Here is a 16,420-nt window from a genome sequence, read left to right on the forward strand (position 1 = left end):
GTTGTTTTCCCGTAGGGGGTATAGCTCAGCTGGGAGAGCGCTTGCATGGCATGCAAGAGGTCAGCGGTTCGATCCCGCTTACCTCCACCACGTAGGAAAAACAACAGCAGTACGCAGTATCGGAAGTTACTAGGGTCCCTATCGTCTAGAGGCCTAGGACATCACCCTTTCACGGTGAGTACCGGGGTTCGAATCCCCGTGGGGACGCCAAGAATTTGGCAGTGCGCCGCGCCAGCGGCGGCGCATGCAAGGTAGTCGGTAGTTAAGTTTTGTGCAGTTTTAGGTCCCCATCGTCTAGAGGCCTAGGACATCACCCTTTCACGGTGAGTACCGGGGTTCGAATCCCCGTGGGGACGCCAGCTTAAAGCCGGAGTAGACCAACGCGCATGCGCGGAGAGGTGCTCCGGTTTTTCTATTCTGCTGGTACATTTGCACCTGTATGGGTGTAGGATGAGTGCAGCAGCAGTACAGTTTTAGGTCCCCATCGTCTAGAGGCCTAGGACATCACCCTTTCACGGTGAGTACCGGGGTTCGAATCCCCGTGGGGACGCCAGACAGGAAGCCGGAGCCGGCCACGCGAGTGGGGCTCCGGTTTTTCTTTTGGTGCTGCTTCATGCAGGACGCTGTCTATCCGATGCCGCCATCGCGAGGTCGCAGTCGGGCAACAGTGCCGCCATCGGGCGCATCACATTCACCGAACGCCGTCACCATGCCGGTGGTCTCCCCCCCGGAACGTCGTCACCATCCCAGCGGCGGCAATTTCAGCGCATTGTCAGCATCCGGATGGCCGCATTGCGACGAGCGGATGCCGCATCGCCCCGGGCTGGACCGCAGCGCCGATGCCGCGCTCATCGGGCGGCCGTCCCTGCAGTAGGCGTTCGACCGGGCGCCAATGGCGAAGTATTTGCCGCTTGGCGCTCCTGGCGCACTTCGTTTTTGGTCGATGCGATAACGCACACGCGCGCCGGCAGGGAGGTGTTGCTTGGAGCATTGCACCGTGCTCGTGGATATTTTTTCGGATGGCGGTAGAATGGCGGCCCCTGCCCACGAGGCCCGATCGGCCCGCTTCTTCGTCATGTTCCAGAATTCTTCCGCGCCGTCGCTGGCCATTTTCTGCAAGGTCGTCGACAACTACGGCGACATCGGCATCTGCTGGCGCCTGGCGCGCCAGTTACGCCACGAGCATGGGGTGAGGGTCACGCTGTGGGTGGACGACCTGGCAAGCTTTCGCCGCATCTGTCCGGAAGTCGATCCGGCCCGGGAAGAGCAGGTCGTGCAAGAGGTCGCCGTGTGTCACTGGCGCGGCCAGGACGAGGCCCATGCCGTGGACGACATTCCGGACATCGTCATCGAGTTCTTCGGCTGCGAATTGCCCCCAGGCTATGTGGAGGCGATGGCGGCGCGCATGCCGCGCCCGGTATGGATCAACTATGAGGGCCTGACGGCCGAGGACTGGGTCGAGGGCTGCCACCGCCTGCCGTCGATGCACCCGCGCCTGAAGCTGACCAAGCATTTCTTCTTCCCCGGTTTCAACGAGCGCACCGGCGGCCTGCTGCGCGAGGCCGGGCTCGACACGCGCCGTCGCGCCTTCCAGCGCGATCCTGGCCAGGCCGCGGCTTTCCTGGCGCGCTTCGGGGTGACCGGGCCGGAGGCGGCATCGCGCAAGGTCTCGCTGTTCTGCTACCCGGATGCGCCGGTCGATGCGCTGTTCGGGGTATGGCAACTAGCAGCGCAGCCTACGCTGTGCCTGGTGCCCGAAGGCGTGGCGCGCGAGCCGGTCGAGGCCTTCATCGGCGGCGCGGCGGCCGCGGGTGCCAGCGCCACCCGCGGCCGGCTGACCGTGCGGGTGCTGCCATTCGTGCCGCAGGAGGACTACGACCTGCTGTTGTGGGCCTCTGACCTGAACGTCGTGCGCGGCGAGGATTCCTGGGTGCGCGCACAGTGGGCGGCGCGCCCCTTCATCTGGCATATCTATCCGCAAGACGACGCGCTGCACCACAAGAAACTGCGCGCGTTCCTGCAGGTGTATGCCCCGGCGTTGCCGGCACTCGAGGACTTCATGCTCGGATGGAACGGCGCGCGCCAGATCGGTGACTGGACGGCGGCCTGGGTGGCGCTGGAGGCCGAGCTGCCGCGCATAACGGCCCGGGCCGACACCTGGTGCCAGGATGTGACGGCGCATGGCGATTTGGCGACGAAGCTGCTCGATTTCGTGCGCGAGCTGGGGCAGGCCCAGGAAAACCGCGTATAATGCCCGGTTAGTTTCTAACGGATTCCGACGATCAAACGCAGGTTCCGAGGCTCTCAGTCACCAGCCCGCGATGATTTAATGCAACTATCTTTTTACGTAAAATATCTATGAAACCCGCAAAAGAAATTCGTGTTGGCAACATCATCATGGTCGATGAAAAGCCGTTCATCGTGCTGCGTTCCGACGTCAATGGCTCTAGCCGCACGGGCTTCACCTACAAGTGGAAGATGAAGAATCTTCTGACCAATGCTCCTCTGGAAAACGTGTTCCGCGGCGACGACAAGTTCGACGTGGTCGTGCTGGACAAGAAGCCGGTCACCTACTCGTACTTCGCCGATCCGCTGTACGTCTTCATGGACGCCGACTACGAACAGTTCGAAATCGAAGAAGAGAACCTGGGCGACGCGCTGCACTACCTGAAAGACGGTATGGAATGCGAAGCCGTGTTCTATGACGGCAAGGCCATCTCGGTTGAACTGCCGACCATCATCGCACGCCAGATCATTTACTCGGAACCAGCTGTCAAGGGCAATACTTCGGGCAACGTCCTGAAAGAAGCCAAGCTGGAAAATGCCATCGAAGCCCATCAGCACACCATCATGGTGCCGCTGTTCGTGAGCCAGGACGACGTCATCGAGATCGACACCCGTACCAACGAGTACAAGAAAGTCGTGCGTAACTAAGCACTGGCTCTCCAAAGGAAAAACGCTGCCTCGGCAGCGTTTTTTTTGGGCGCTGTGCGCGTTAATTCGTTTCTTTCCGACGGCACGTTGCGCACTGGATGATTGCGACCAGCAATTGCGCTGGCGTACGCAAAGCGCCGTCATCCAGGAAGCGCTGCCAGCCCGAATAGTTCACCAGGTAGCGACTGGCGACGCCATTGAAACGCTTGATCCAGGTCTTGAAGCGGGCATGCCAGCCATTGACGTTATTCAGGTGGATCGCGCCGCGCGCCTTGATCCCGGCGCGCAGATTGACGGCCTCGTGCGCGATCCCGGCGTCGGCGGCAAAGACCCGGTAAGCGGCCGCCGAATCGCTGATCAACACCACGTCCGGCGCCAGCACAGGCCGCAGGCAGGCGATGAGCTTCACGGCGCTGACCGGCCCGCGGCCAGTATGAAAGTCCAGTGTCCGCCGGCCCCGGTCGCGTGCAACGAGCAGGCACTCGTGTTCGCGGCTGATGCCGCGCCGCGTCGCCACGCCGCCGCGCCGCCGCGCGGGACGCGTCAGGTGGCGCGCGCCCTTCTGCGATTCGAGCAGATAGGTTTCGTCCGCCTCGACCATGCCTTCAAGGCGGGCGGGACGCTTGCACGCCGCGCCCGGCACGAAACGGTGGCGCCAGCGGAAGCTGGTGCTGCGGTGCACGCCGATGAGCTCGGCTGCTGCGCGGACCGTGCGCGAATCGAGCACGCATTGCAGGTACGGTAGCCAGGCGGCCTTCTTGCGCAGGCGCGCCAGCGGCGTGTTCGTCAGCGCATTGAAGCTGCGCCGGCAAGCCAGGCAGCGCCAGCGCTGCAGGCCGCTGGCCGCACCGCAACGATGGACACGGGGACACTGGCAATGCGGACAGCATGGGGTGCCCGCCGCCTGGGCGACGAGGTGCAGGCACTCGCCAGGGTGGGCAATGGCCGCGATCCAGGCGCGCAGCCTGGCTACCTCGTCGGTATGCAGGTGCAGCGAGGTCAGCGCGGCAAATACTTCTTCGAAGACCAAGCCTTGCATCATTGCCACCTGATGAGTTAACTCGACAGTGGCTGAGATCGGCGCGAATGGGAAAGGTTCGCATAACTAACGCGAACAGCGCCCTTTTTTTTGCATCGGACGGATAGATCGCGGGGTGGACGGCCGTGGCGCCCACCCGCCGTGATGCGTTACCGCTCAGCGCCGCAACTGTGACAAATCCCGCACCGCGCCACGGTCGGCCGAGGTCGTCAACGCCGCATACGCCTGCAGCGCCTGCGACACATACCGCTCGCGGTCCACCGGCTGCCAGGCGTCCATGCCGCGCGCTTCCATCGCCGCGCGACGGTGCGCCAGTTCTTCGGTCGTCACGCGCAGGTTGATCGTGCGCTCGGGGATATCGATGTCGATCAGGTCGCCTTCTTGCACCAGCCCGATCGCGCCGCCTTCGGCCGCTTCCGGCGAGGCGTGACCGATCACCAGCCCCGACGAGCCGCCCGAGAAGCGTCCGTCGGTAAACAGCGCGCACGCCTTGCCCAGACCCTTCGACTTGATGTACGACGTCGGGTACAGCATCTCTTGCATGCCTGGCCCGCCTTTCGGACCTTCGTAGCGGATGATGACCACGTCGCCGGCATGCACGCTATCGCCCAGGATCGCCTCGACCGCCGCGTCCTGGCTCTCGAACACGCGGGCCTTGCCCGAGAACTTGAGGATGCTCTCGTCCACGCCGGCCGTCTTCACGATGCAGCCCTTCTCGGCGATATTCCCGTACAGGACCGCCAGGCCGCCATCCTGCGAATAGGCGTGCTCGCGGTCGCGGATGCAGCCGGTCGAGCGGTCCAGGTCGTTCTGTTCGTAGCGCGCCGATTGCGAGAACGCGACCTGGGTCGGCACGCCGCCCGGCGCCGCGCGGAACCAGCGGTGCACCTCGGGATCGTCGCTGCGCTTGATGTCGTATTTGTCGATCGCGGCGCCGATGCTGGGGCTGTGCACGGTCGGCAGAGAAGTATCGAGCAGGCCCGCGCGCGCCAGTTCGCCCAGGATCGCGGGGATGCCGCCGGCGCGGTGCACGTCTTCGATGTGGAATTTGTCGGTCATCGGCGCCACCTTGCACAGGCAGGGCACCAGGCGCGAGATGCGGTCGATGTCGGCCATCGTGAATTCGACCTCGGCCTCGTGGGCGGCGGCCAGCAGGTGCAGCACGGTATTGGTCGAGCCGCCCATCGACACGTCGAGCGCCATCGCGTTCTCGAACGCGGCCTTGGTCGCGATCGAGCGTGGCAGCACCGAGTAATCGTCGCCTTCGTAGTGGCGCTTGGCCGCGTCGACGATCAGGCGCCCGGCGCGCAGGAACAGTTCCTTGCGGTCGGCGTGGGTGGCGACGATGGTGCCGTTGCCTGGCAGGGACAGGCCGAGCGCCTCGGTCAGGCAGTTCATCGAGTTGGCGGTGAACATGCCGGAACACGAACCGCAGGTCGGGCAGGCCGAGCGTTCCACTTCGGCCACGTCGGCGTCGGACACGCTGGCGTCGCCGGCCTTGATCATGGCGTCGATCAGGTCGAGCTTGATCACCTTGCGTTCGTTGTTGACGACCTTGACCACCTTGCCGGCCTCCATCGGGCCGCCCGACACGAACACGGTCGGGATGTTCAGGCGCATCGCGGCCATCAGCATGCCGGGCGTGATCTTGTCGCAGTTCGAGATGCACACCATGGCGTCGGCGCAGTGGGCGTTGACCATGTACTCGACCGAGTCGGCGATCAGGTCGCGCGAGGGCAGCGAATACAGCATGCCGCCGTGGCCCATCGCGATGCCATCGTCGACCGCGATGGTGTTGAATTCCTTGGCCACGCCGCCGGACGCCTCGATCTCGCGCGCGACCAGCTGGCCCAGGTCCTTCAGGTGCACGTGGCCCGGCACGAACTGGGTGAAGGAATTGACGACCGCGATGATCGGCTTGTCGAAGTCGCCATCCTTCATGCCGGTGGCGCGCCACAGCGCGCGGGCTCCGGCCATATTGCGACCCTGGGTGGTGGTGTGTGAACGGTAAGTCGGCATGAGGCGCTCCAGCAAAGTCGAAAAACAAGGATGGCATCAGGGTGAAGGCTGGGGCTGGATTTGTCCAATATATGATGGTAATCCCTGTGAGTGGTCTAGCGTATCACAGAGGTGCTACGTATCTTGCCGTCGTGCTGCTATGCTACTGTTTTGTAATAGACGGAGTGGGCAGGGCATGCAGCGCAGGGATTTCGTACGACTGGGATTGGCGGCCGGGGTAGCCGCGGGAGCACCCGGCCTGGCACTCGCGGCGCCGGCCAACAAGGCGTCGGTGAAATTCGCGCCGGACGCCATGCTCGAAGCCGGCGTGCAGGTCCAGCAGCAGGCCATGCGCGCCCGCAAGCTGACAGCGCACGGGCTCGCCACCCGCTACCTGGCCCGTATCGAGGCCGTTGACCGCGCCGGCCCGCGCCTGCGCGCGGTGATCGAGCTGAACCCCGACGCCCTCGGGATTGCCCGCGAGCGCGACCGCGAGCGCAAGGCCGGCAAGCTGCGCGGCCCGCTGCACGGCATTCCCGTGCTGTTGAAGGACAATATCGCCACCGGCGACAAGATGTGCACCACGGCCGGTTCGCTGGCGCTGGACGGCGTGCGCGCCGCGCGCGACGCCCATCTGGTGACGCGCCTGCGTAACGCCGGCGCCGTCATCCTCGGCAAGACCAATCTGTCGGAATGGGCGAACATGCGCTCGGTACGCTCGACCAGCGGCTGGAGCGCGCGCGGCGGCCAGACCCGCAACCCGTATGCGCTCGAGCGCAATCCCAGCGGCTCGAGTTCCGGCTCGGCGGTGGCCATGGCGGCCAGCCTGGCCACGCTGGCGGTAGGCACCGAGACCGACGGTTCGATCGTCTCGCCCAGTGCCAGCTGCGGCATCGTCGGCATCAAGCCGACCCTGGGCCTGGTCAGCCGCGCCGGCATCATCCCGATCGCGCATTCGCAGGACACGGCCGGCCCGATGGCGCGCGGCGTAGCCGACGCGGCCTTCCTGCTGGGTGCGTTGTCCGGTCCCGATCCGCAGGATGGCGTCACCGCCAAGGCCCCGCGCGTAAACTACGCCAGCTTCCTGCGTAAGGACGGCTTGCGCGGCAAGCGCCTGGGCGTGGCGCGCGACTTCTTCGGCGCCAACGACGGCGTCAACGCCTTGATCGAGAAGGAGCTGAGCCTGCTGAAGGAGCAGGGCGCAATCCTGGTCGATGTCGCGATCCCCAACAGCGGCAGGTATGGCGAGACCGAGCTGACCGTGCTGCTGCACGAGTTCCGGCCCGGCCTCGAGGCCTGGCTGGCCGCCTATGCGCCGCATGCGCCGGTCAAGACCATGGCCGACATCATCGACTTCAACGTGCGCAACGCCAGGCGCGAGATGCCGTACTTCGGCCAGGAGTACCTGATCGCGGCCCAGTCCAAGGGCGGCCTGGAAGCGCGCGACTACGTGAAGGCGCTGGCCAACAACCGCCGCTATGCGCGCGACAAGGGGATCGACCAGGTGATGCGCGACCAGAAGCTCGACGCCCTGGTGGCGCCGACCGGCGGCCCCGCCTGGCTCACCGACTACATCAATGGCGACCATTACGGCAGCAGCTTTTCGTCGCCGGCGGCGGTGGCCGGCTACCCGCACGTCACGGTGCCGGCCGGCCTGCTCCATGGACTGCCGGTCGGGCTGTCCTTCGTGGGAAAGGCCTGGAGCGAGCCGGCGCTGATCGCCATGGCCTATGCCTATGAGCAGGCCGGCCGGCGCCGCCGTGCGCCGACCTATGCGGCGCAGATTCGGCTCTAGCGTCGAGGTCTAGCGCGTCGCCGCCTGCTTGGCCTGCGCGAACACGGGGCCCCACTGCGGATGGCCATGCTCGCCCGGGCCGAGGTCGAACGATGGATCGAGCTTGAAGGCGCGGTCGAAGCTCTGGCGGCACAGCGCCTGCCGGCCGGTGACGCAATAGCTGAAGGCGGTGTACTTGAAGGCGGTCAGTCGTTCGCGCTGGCCGGCGCTGTCCATGTCGCTGCTGGTCAGCCGCCGGATCGCGCCGTTGAAGTTGCCCTTGTCGTACATGGCGATGCCTTCGCGCAGGGCCACGTCGTCGCGGTTCGCGGCCGGCGCGGCGGGACGGCTGGCCTGCACGCGCTGGGCGCGCGGCTTGGCGCCGTCGGCGCGTGGATGGGGACGCGCTTTTTCCTGGCCGCCCAGCATGGGGCCGAACTGGGTGCAGCCCGCCATGGCCAGTGCCGCCAGCGCCACCATCCCGGCGCGGCCCAGGTATCCTTTATTCATTGCGTTGCCTCCTCGGTAAAATCAAGTTCGATCGCACCTTCATGGCCTTCGGTCGACTGCACCGTCACGCTGTGTTCCGGGAAGCTCGGGTTGACGATGCGGATCGTGTGCTCGCCCGGCGGCAGCGTGATGTGCCTGAGCGGCGGGGTAGCGCCGCGGTCGACGCCGTCGACGATGATGGTGCCCCAGGGCTTGACCGACAGGGTATAGGTGGTGCCGGCGACAGCCGCTTCGGGCGGCGTGCCCTGTGGCGCGAGCTGCACGGCGGTGGGCGGGACCACGACATCGGGCGCAGGCGGGGGCGGAGCAGGCGCGCCGGTCGGCGATTCGTCGATCACCGGGCCTTGCAACCGGGCCGGCGGGTCCTGCGGCAGCGTCACCAGCGGCGGCGGCTCCGGCGCATGATGAGGATCTGCGAGCGAATCCTCGACCGCCGTCGGCGCCGTCAAGGCCAGCGTGTCGCTCGACTCGGCCGGGCGCAGCAGCGCGAACAGGGCCGCCAGCGCGGCCGCTGCCACCAGCGCGACCAGGCCGATCAACAGCCAGCGCTGCGGTCGCGCGGGAGCCGAGAGGGGCGCCGACGGTTCCGGAGCCGAGCGGGTTCGTGGCACGTGCACCGGCGCGCGCGAAGGCGCAGCCATTGGCTCTGCCGTTGCAGCCATTGCCGCCGCCGTTGGCGCCGCGCGCGGCGCATCCTCGGCGCCGGCGGCCCGCGTCATCGCCTCGTCGGACAGCGGTGGCGCCGCGGATGGCGGGCCGAGCACCGCGATGCCAAGCAGGTCGCGCATGCGTTCGATGGTGTGCGGGCGCGCCGCCGGGTCGGGCGCCAGGCAGCGGTCGATGGCGTTGATGAAGCCTTCGCTGTAATCGCCCAATGGGCGCCCACGCAGCGGCGTCGTGGGCGCCAGGTCGAGCGTGACCGCGTAATGCACCACCGCCGCCAGGTCATGCACGTCGCGTGCTTCGATCTCGGGCAGCAGGTCGGGATCCGGTTCCTGGTCCGAGCTGGGCAACAGCATCGGATCGCCCGAGTCGAGGATGAGCAGGGTGTCGGGCGTGATCACGCGGTGCGGCATGCGCATGCCGTATTGCACCTCGAGCGATTGCAGCACCTGGCGGACGATGCGCCGGCACCAGGCTTCACTGACCATCTCGTGGTTGTGCTCGACGATCTCGCGGACCGTGCGGCCGTCGAGCTGCTGTGCTGCGGAGTCAGGGGTCATCATGGCATCGTGCCGGACGCTCGGGTAGCGTCCGGTGAATGTTTATTTATTGCAAATAATGCCAGAATTGCGCCAAGGATGTTGCTATACCGCTCAACCGTGCGCGCCGATACCGCCGCGACAGCCGGGGAAAACCGTCAGATCTCGACGAAACGCATCTTGAACCAGCGGCCCTTGATGGCGCCGAAACCCGGTCCCGGCGCGTCGCCCTGGCCCAGGCGTGCGACCGCCGCCTCGGCCACACCGCGCTCGAGCGCCACGTAGCTGTTGAATTCGCCGATATTGATCTTCCCGACCTGTTCGCGGGTCAGTCCGGCGTCGCCGGTCAGCGCGCCCAGCAGGTCGCCCGGACGCAGCTTGGCTTTCTTGCCGCCGGCGATCGCGAGCGTCACCATCGGCGCCGGTGCGGCCGGTTCCTGGTGCTCGCCCAGGGTGTCCAGGCTTTCCCAGATCGCTTCCTGGTTCTGGTATTCCTCGACCAGGCGGACCCATTTCTTTTCGTTCGGCGCCACCAGCGTGTGCGCCATGCCGCTCGCGCCTGCGCGGCCGGTGCGGCCGACGCGGTGCACGTGGACCTCGGGGTCGCGCGAGACGTCGACGTTGATCACGGTATCGAGGTCGGCGATGTCGAGGCCGCGCGCGGCGACGTCGGTCGCCACCAGCACCGAGCAGCTGCGGTTGGAGAACAGCACCAGGATTTCGTCGCGTTCCTGCTGTTCGAGTTCGCCGTACAGCGCCAGCGCCGAAAAGCCCTGCGCCTGCAGGCTGTCGGCCAGCTCGCGGCAGCGCGCCTTGGTATTGCAGAAGGCGAGGGCCGATACCGGCCGGTGGTGCTTGAGCAGGCGGCCTACCGCTTCATCGCGGCCCTCGAAGCCGATCTCGTAGAAGCGCTGGTCGATCGCCTCGAGGCTGTGCCGGCCTTCGACCGTCACTTCGAGCGGGTCGCGCAGGAAGCCGGCGGTGGCGAAGCGGATATCGTCCGGGTAGGTCGCCGAGAACAGCAGGGTCTGGCGATGGATCGGCGTGGCCGACACGATGCCCGCGATCTCGTCATAGAAACCCATGTCGGTCATGCGGTCGGCTTCGTCCAGCACCAGCGTCTGCACCTTCGACAGGTCGAGCGTGGCGCGGCCCAGGTGGTCGCGGATGCGACCCGGGGTGCCGACGACGATGTGGGCGCCGTGTTCGAGCGAGGCGATTTGCGGACGCATCGACACGCCGCCGGTCAGCGTCAGGATCTTGACGTTGCCGACGCCGCGCGCCAGCCGGCGCAATTCGCCCGCGACCTGGTCGGCCAGTTCGCGCGTCGGGCACAGTACCAGGCCCTGCACCGCGAACCAGGCCGGATTGAGCTTGTTCAGGATGCCGATGCCGAAGGCCGCGGTCTTGCCGCTGCCGGTCTTGGCCTGGGCGATCAGGTCGCGTCCCGCCAATAGCGATGGCAAGGTCTCGGCCTGCACCTGGGTCATGTGGTGATAACCCAGCGTGGCGAGGTTGGCGAGAAAGCGCGGTGCGAGGGACAGCGCGGTGAAGGAATCGGATTGCATGGCAAAGCCTCCAGCCGGCAAGGCCGGGCTATTCGGGATCGGGCGCCCAGACCGGCAGGCCGGTCAGGTCGAGTTTATCGTCGCGCTGCCAGACGGGCAGGCCGGTGGTGTCGGTTTCTTCGAGCAGGTGAAGCTGCTCTTGCTTGAGCGCGATGCGGCGCGGACGAGGGCCGGTGCGTTTCGGCTCAACAACTGGAACGAGCGGCGCCGCCGGCTCGAAGCCCGGCAGGTCGAACGTTGCGTTGTCTTTCTTGTCTCTCATTCTCTGCCTTTTGTTGCCGCAGAAAACAAAAGCCCGGCTCGTTGAGTCGGGCTTTCGTATCGAATTTGGTTGCGGGGACAGGATTTGAACCTGTGACCTTCGGGTTATGAGCCCGACGAGCTGCCAGACTGCTCCACCCCGCGTCTGAGAACGATAGTATAGCGCGTCCGCAGCGCAATTGCAATCAACGGCCGCCGCGCAAGGCCGGCGTTGTGCCTTGTGCCGCCACCCGCAGAGACATGGCCCGCCACGTTGGTAGCAGCGCGGCTGGCGCGAGCTGCGATGCGCATCCGTCGATCGGCGGCATCTTCCCGGGCGCCGCCCAGTCCGTCCGCCGTGGCCAATCGCCGTCGTGCGGGACGCGGCATGGTCACACATTCTTCGTTCTTGCCCTGCAGGCCAGAAGCGCCATCGTCGGCGCGCACCATACCGTCCGCGGTCGTTCGGGTGGGCAACTGATTAAACCCGGCTAGGGTTTGACTTGGCTGAACAATGCCAATAGACTCAAATGGTTTCGCTAACATAAATCATAATAAATAATGTTATATAACATTCCGGTGACGGAGCATAGGAGGCGACAGTGACATTGCTAGGGGGGGCGACCACATGGATTGGAAGTGCAGTTCCCGGGTGCTTGCGGTTGCCGGGCTGGCGAAGTGCCCGCGCCGCTGCGCGGATGTCGATTGTCATCGTATGCTCGATCTGGTCATCGCAGGTATCCGCGCTGGGCACCCCGAAGTTCGTCGAGTTCAGCGCAAGCGACGGAGTGGCGCTGAGTGGCACGCGTGGTGCGGCGCCTATCGTCATTGGTCCTGACGAATTTCCCGGGGTGGTGCGGGCGGCGCGTGACCTGCAGCGTGACATCCTTGGCGTGAGCGGCAAGGAGCCCCAGTGGAAGGTCGGCAATGCCATTCACTCCGACGACGCCATCATTATCGGGACCTTGGGCCGGCACGCGCTGGTCGACCAGCTGGTCGCCGAGGGGAAGGTCGACGCCCGAGGGTTGGCGGGGCAATGGGAGGGCTTCGTGATCCAGGCCGTCGCCAATCCCACGCCCGGGATCAAGCGTGCGCTGGTCGTTGTCGGCAGCGACAAGCGCGGTACCATCTTTGGCACTTATACCGTCTCCGAACAGATCGGCGTTTCGCCCTGGTATTGGTGGGCCGACGTCCCGATCGTACAAAACAAGGTGATCAACGTCCCGATGACCACCCGTGTCATGGAAAAGCCGGCCGTCCAGTATCGCGGCATTTTCTTGAATGACGAGGCGCCAGCACTGACGAATTGGGCCAAGAAGCAGTTTGGCGGGTTCAATCGCGAGTTCCATGAAAAGTTGTTCGAGCTGATGCTGCGGATGCGTGCCAATTTCCTGTGGCCCGCCATGTGGTACTCGGCGTTCTACGACGACGACAAGGAAAATGGCAAGCTGGCCGATATGATGGGCATTGTGATGGGGACGTCGCATCACGAGCCGATGATGCGCGCGCAGCAGGAATGGCATCGCTACGGCAAGGGCGCATGGGACTACGAGCGCAATGGCGCGACCTTGCGTGAATTCTGGGCCCAGGGCATGCGTAATACCCGCGATTACGACAAAGTGATCACGATGGGAATGCGCGGCGACGGCGACGAACCGATGTCCGAGAATGCGAACGTCTCCCTGCTCGAGCGAATCGTCAAGGATCAGCGCGAATTGATCCGCACTGAGGTTGGACAGGCGCCGGAGAAAGTCCCGCAGCTTTGGGCGCTGTACAAGGAAGTGCAGGAATACTACGAGAAAGGCATGCGCGTGCCTGACGACATGCTGCTGCTGTGGTGTGATGACAATTTCGGAAATATTCGCCGCTTGCCGACTGAAGAAGAGCGCAAGCGCAGCGGCGGCGCCGGTGTGTACTACCACTTCGACTATGTCGGCGTGCCGCGCTCCTACAAGTGGCTGAATGTCATACAGATCAGCAAGATCTGGGAGCAGATGAACCTGGCCAACGAATTCGGGGCTAACCGCTTGTGGGTCGTCAACGTCGGTGACCTGAAGCCGATGGAGGTGCCGACCGAATTCTTCCTGACGTATGCGTGGAATCCGTCGGCCTGGCCGGCCGAACGGCTTCCGGAATATCTGCGCAGCTGGGCTGGTCGCGAATTCGGGGCAGCGCACGCGCAGCAGATCGCCTCGATCGTCGATCGCTACACGCGCTACAACGCTCGCCGCAAGCCTGAGCAGGTCGAGCCAGATACCTATAGCCTCACGAGCTATGACGAGGCCGAGCGCGTCGTCGCGGAGTTCAATGCGCTCGCCGATGAAGCGCAGCGCCTGAAACGCGCGCTCCCCGCGTCGATGCATGACGCCTATTTCCAGCTTGTCGAGTATCCAGTGCTCGCTTCGGCGAATGCGCTTGAGATGCACGTATCGGCTGGCCGCAACCAGTTGTATGCCCGTCAGGGGCGAGTGACCACGAATGATCTGGCGGCCAGGGTACGCACGCTGTTCCAGCGCGACGCCGAACTGGCACGCCATTACCAGGACGGGATCAAGCAGGGGAAGTGGAGTCACATGATGTCCCAACCCCGTTTCGGCTATTACAGGTGGGACCAGCCTTATCGGGATGTCATGCCGGCCGTGTCCGAACTGAGGTTGCCGACGAACGGCGAACTGGCGGCGCCGAACGGTATCCATCCTTCCGACCAGATGGGCATTGCCGTGCAAGGCGATCCAGTCGCCTGGCCGGTATTTCCGATCCGCGAACTGGTGTTGCCGACGCTCGACGCATTCCAGAAGCAGGCGCGCTACGTCGAACTGTTCAACCGTAGCAGCGAACCCTTCAGCTATTCGATCGAGACCAGCCACCCATGGATTCGCCTGGACGCGAAGGCTGGCAGCGTGGACAAGGAACGGCGCGTCATCGTCGACGTCGATTGGACTGCAGTACCGGTGGGCACCACGCAGGCGCAACTGACGGTGAACGGTCCGGCGAAGGCAAAAGTCGTCATCAAGGTCCCGGTGCATAAGCTTGCCGATAGCGCGATGGCATCGATCAACGGGTATGCGGAGACCCAGGGGGTGGTCGCCATTGAAGCCGAACGTTACAGCCGGGCGTCAGCCCCTGCAGGCCGGCAATGGCTGAGGATTCCCGATCATGGCCACACCCTGTCGGGAATGACGACGACGCCATCGACTGCGGCCGCCTTGTCGCTCAAGGATGGCATGAAGCTGGAGTATGACGTCAATCTGTTTACCACAGGCGAAATCGAACTGCGGACGGTGCTGAGCCCGACACTGAAGTTCCAGTCCGGGAAAGGATTCCGGTTTGCCGTATCGATCGACGACGCCCCGCCGCAGGAGGTCAATATGCACGCGGACGAGTCCGAACAATACTGGCGCAAGCTGGTGTCGGATGGGGTGGCGACGTTCAGTACCAGGCACACGATCACGCGGCCCGGTCGCCATACCGTGAAGTTCTGGGTGCTCGATCCGGCGATCGTGTTGCAACGGCTGGTCATCAATGCCGGCGGGCTGCAGCCGAGTTATCTCGGCCCACCGGAAAGCCCGTATATCCAGACTGCTGCGCCAGCCAGGGCGACCCGGTAGCCGCTGTCAGGCACGAAAGGGCGGCGGTCATCGGCATGCCGCCCACCTTCCCCGCGGCCGGGGCGCACGCGGGCGCCGCTTGGTCAGGCGGAGCGCGGACTGGCCAGCTGCAAGCGCCAGAGCGAGGTTACTTCGCGGGAACGCGCCGCATGCAGCGGATCGTCCGGGTCGTTCGCACGCGCGTGGACCGGGCGCGTATCGTGGCGGGCACAAACTTCCAGCCCTGCATCCGCGATCCAGCCCAGCAGCTGCTCGCGGCTGCGCAGGCCCAGGTGCTCGGCGAAATCCGACATGACCAGCCAGCCTTCGCCGCCCGGTTCCAGATGCGCGGCCAGGCCGTCGAGGAAACCACGCAGCATACGGCTGTCCGGATCGTAGATCGCGTACTCGATGGCCGAACTCGGCTTACCCGGCAGCCAGGGCGGATTGCACACCACCAGCGGCGCGCGGCCCTCGGGGAACAGGTCGGCCTGGACGACGTCGACCTGCGACGCCAGGCCAAGCCGGGCGATATTCTCGCGTGCGCAACCGAGCGCGCGCGCATCCATATCCGTGGCGACCACCCGCATGCCGCGCCGCGCCAGCACGGCGGACAGCACGCCGGTGCCGGCGCCGATATCGAAGGCCAGCCTGGCGCCGGCCGGCAGCGGCGCCTGCGCCACCAGTTCGACGTATTCGCCGCGCACCGGCGAGAACACGCCATACCAGGGGTGGATCCGGTCGTCGAGCGGCGGCACCATCACGCCTTTGCGACGCCACTCGTGGGCGCCGATCACGCCCAGCAACTCGCGCAGCGAAGCAAGATAGGGCTCAGGCGATGGGCCATACGCTTCCAGGCAGGCCAGGCGCGCATCGGGCGCGCGCCGCAGGGGGATCCCGTGGTCGGCGTCGAACGGGATCAGGAGCATCGCCAGTGTGCGGGCGCGCTGGAGCTGGCTCAGGCGATGGCGGTGAAATGCCTCCGTCGGCGTGGCGGGCGCCTTGGGCTTGGCGCGGCGGCCGCGCTCGCCCTTGTGCTCGATACGGCGCACCAGCGCCTGCAGCAGCTGGCGCGCATTCTGGAAGTCACCGCGCCAGAGCAGGGCGGTGCCGTCGAGCGCGAGGCGATAGGCAGCATCGGCGCTCATGGTGTCGTCGGCCAGCGCCACTTTCTTCGGCGCCGGCCAGCCGCTCTCCGAGCGCCACAGCGCCGAGCGGGTTTCGCCGCCTTCCTGCCATTCGATCCGCGTCGTCATATCAGTGATGGTGGTGCCAGTTGCCGTCGGTCGATTCGAGATAGCCCTTGACCGCGTCCGGGCTGCCGGTCGCATGACGCTTCACTTCGCCGCACGCGCAGATGCCCTGGTAGGGCTGGATGTGCGAGCAGGCGGACACTTTCTGGAGGAAGACTTTGACCGGCTTCGTGCATTTGGCGCACTTGAAGGTCAGGATGCGGGCAGGCTTCATGGTTGCAGCGTATTGGTTGATGGGGAAGGGGGCATTTTACACGGAGCGCCACGATCGCCCGGCCCCGGGTCTTGCGAGACAGGAATTGACAGGAAAGAATC

Annotated in this window: 12 protein-coding genes and 5 tRNA genes; 8 read left to right on the forward strand and 9 right to left on the reverse strand. The window is 65.4% G+C overall.

All coding sequences use genetic code 11. From position 1 onward, the window contains the following. Positions 1–14: 14 nt before the first annotated feature. The 6 genes from AC56KW_RS18580 to AC56KW_RS18605 all read left to right on the forward strand — a co-directional run bounded on the left by AC56KW_RS18580 (position 15) and on the right by AC56KW_RS18605 (position 2,934). Positions 15–90, forward strand: a tRNA-Ala gene (locus tag AC56KW_RS18580). Between the two features lie 44 nt (positions 91–134). Beyond that, positions 135–210 (forward strand) — tRNA-Glu (locus AC56KW_RS18585). A 73-nt stretch (positions 211–283) separates the two neighbouring features. After that, positions 284–359: transfer RNA gene (locus AC56KW_RS18590), tRNA-Glu, on the forward strand. Positions 360–477: 118 nt separating this feature from the next. Further along, positions 478–553, forward strand: a tRNA-Glu gene (locus AC56KW_RS18595). A 522-nt stretch (positions 554–1,075) separates the two neighbouring features. After that, the gene (gene earP / locus AC56KW_RS18600) at positions 1,076–2,251 is read left to right on the forward strand and encodes an elongation factor P maturation arginine rhamnosyltransferase EarP (RefSeq protein WP_497172183.1); all 1,176 of its coding nucleotides are present in this window, start codon (positions 1,076–1,078) and stop codon (positions 2,249–2,251) included. Between the two features lie 107 nt (positions 2,252–2,358). After that, complete coding sequence (locus tag AC56KW_RS18605) at positions 2,359–2,934, forward strand: elongation factor P (protein ID WP_123072262.1); 576 nt, start codon at positions 2,359–2,361, stop codon at positions 2,932–2,934. 61 nt (positions 2,935–2,995) lie between these two features. On the opposite strand, the gene AC56KW_RS18610 is transcribed toward AC56KW_RS18605, so the two are convergent. After that, a complete protein-coding gene (locus AC56KW_RS18610) occupies positions 2,996–3,973 on the reverse strand; it encodes an IS1595 family transposase (RefSeq protein ID WP_497172184.1) in 978 nt (325 codons plus the stop codon). Between the two features lie 156 nt (positions 3,974–4,129). Next, positions 4,130–5,992: a dihydroxy-acid dehydratase gene (ilvD, locus tag AC56KW_RS18615; protein ID WP_497172158.1), complete on the reverse strand. Its 1,863-nt coding sequence runs from the start codon at positions 5,990–5,992 to the stop codon at positions 4,130–4,132. A gap of 175 nt (positions 5,993–6,167) precedes the next feature. Here ilvD and AC56KW_RS18620 point away from each other — a divergent pair, with 175 nt between their 5' ends. Further along, positions 6,168–7,766, forward strand: coding sequence for an amidase (locus AC56KW_RS18620; protein ID WP_497172159.1), 1,599 nt, complete (start codon positions 6,168–6,170; stop codon positions 7,764–7,766). A 9-nt stretch (positions 7,767–7,775) separates the two neighbouring features. On the opposite strand, the gene AC56KW_RS18625 is transcribed toward AC56KW_RS18620, so the two are convergent. The 5 genes from AC56KW_RS18625 to AC56KW_RS18645 form a co-directional block, all read right to left on the reverse strand. Then, on the reverse strand, positions 7,776–8,255 hold the full coding sequence (locus AC56KW_RS18625; protein WP_497172160.1) for a TssQ family T6SS-associated lipoprotein: 480 nt from the start codon (positions 8,253–8,255) through the stop codon (positions 7,776–7,778). Continuing rightward, on the reverse strand, positions 8,252–9,481 hold the full coding sequence (locus tag AC56KW_RS18630) for a hypothetical protein (RefSeq protein ID WP_497172161.1): 1,230 nt from the start codon (positions 9,479–9,481) through the stop codon (positions 8,252–8,254). Before AC56KW_RS18630 ends, AC56KW_RS18625 begins: the two co-directional genes overlap by 4 nt. Positions 9,482–9,615: 134 nt before the next feature. Further along, a complete protein-coding gene (gene dbpA, locus AC56KW_RS18635) occupies positions 9,616–11,025 on the reverse strand; it encodes an ATP-dependent RNA helicase DbpA (protein WP_497172162.1) in 1,410 nt (469 codons plus the stop codon). A gap of 28 nt (positions 11,026–11,053) precedes the next feature. Then, the gene (locus AC56KW_RS18640) at positions 11,054–11,287 is read right to left on the reverse strand and encodes a hypothetical protein (protein WP_497172163.1); all 234 of its coding nucleotides are present in this window, start codon (positions 11,285–11,287) and stop codon (positions 11,054–11,056) included. Positions 11,288–11,353: 66 nt separating this feature from the next. Beyond that, positions 11,354–11,430: transfer RNA gene (locus tag AC56KW_RS18645), tRNA-Met, on the reverse strand. 533 nt (positions 11,431–11,963) lie between these two features. Here AC56KW_RS18645 and AC56KW_RS18650 point away from each other — a divergent pair. Beyond that, positions 11,964–14,873 (forward strand): glycosyl hydrolase 115 family protein, encoded by a 2,910-nt coding sequence (locus AC56KW_RS18650; RefSeq protein WP_497172164.1) that lies wholly within the window; start codon positions 11,964–11,966, stop codon positions 14,871–14,873. A gap of 83 nt (positions 14,874–14,956) precedes the next feature. Here AC56KW_RS18650 and AC56KW_RS18655 read toward each other — a convergent pair whose 3' ends face one another. Together AC56KW_RS18655 and AC56KW_RS18660 are read right to left on the reverse strand one after the other, a co-directional pair. Further along, complete coding sequence (locus AC56KW_RS18655; protein WP_497172165.1) at positions 14,957–16,108, reverse strand: methyltransferase; 1,152 nt, start codon at positions 16,106–16,108, stop codon at positions 14,957–14,959. 1 nt (position 16,109) lies between these two features. Next, the gene (locus AC56KW_RS18660; protein ID WP_292029917.1) at positions 16,110–16,319 is read right to left on the reverse strand and encodes a hypothetical protein; all 210 of its coding nucleotides are present in this window, start codon (positions 16,317–16,319) and stop codon (positions 16,110–16,112) included. Positions 16,320–16,420: the final 101 nt, after the last annotated feature.

Source organism: Telluria sp. RT2P19, from assembly GCF_059685725.1.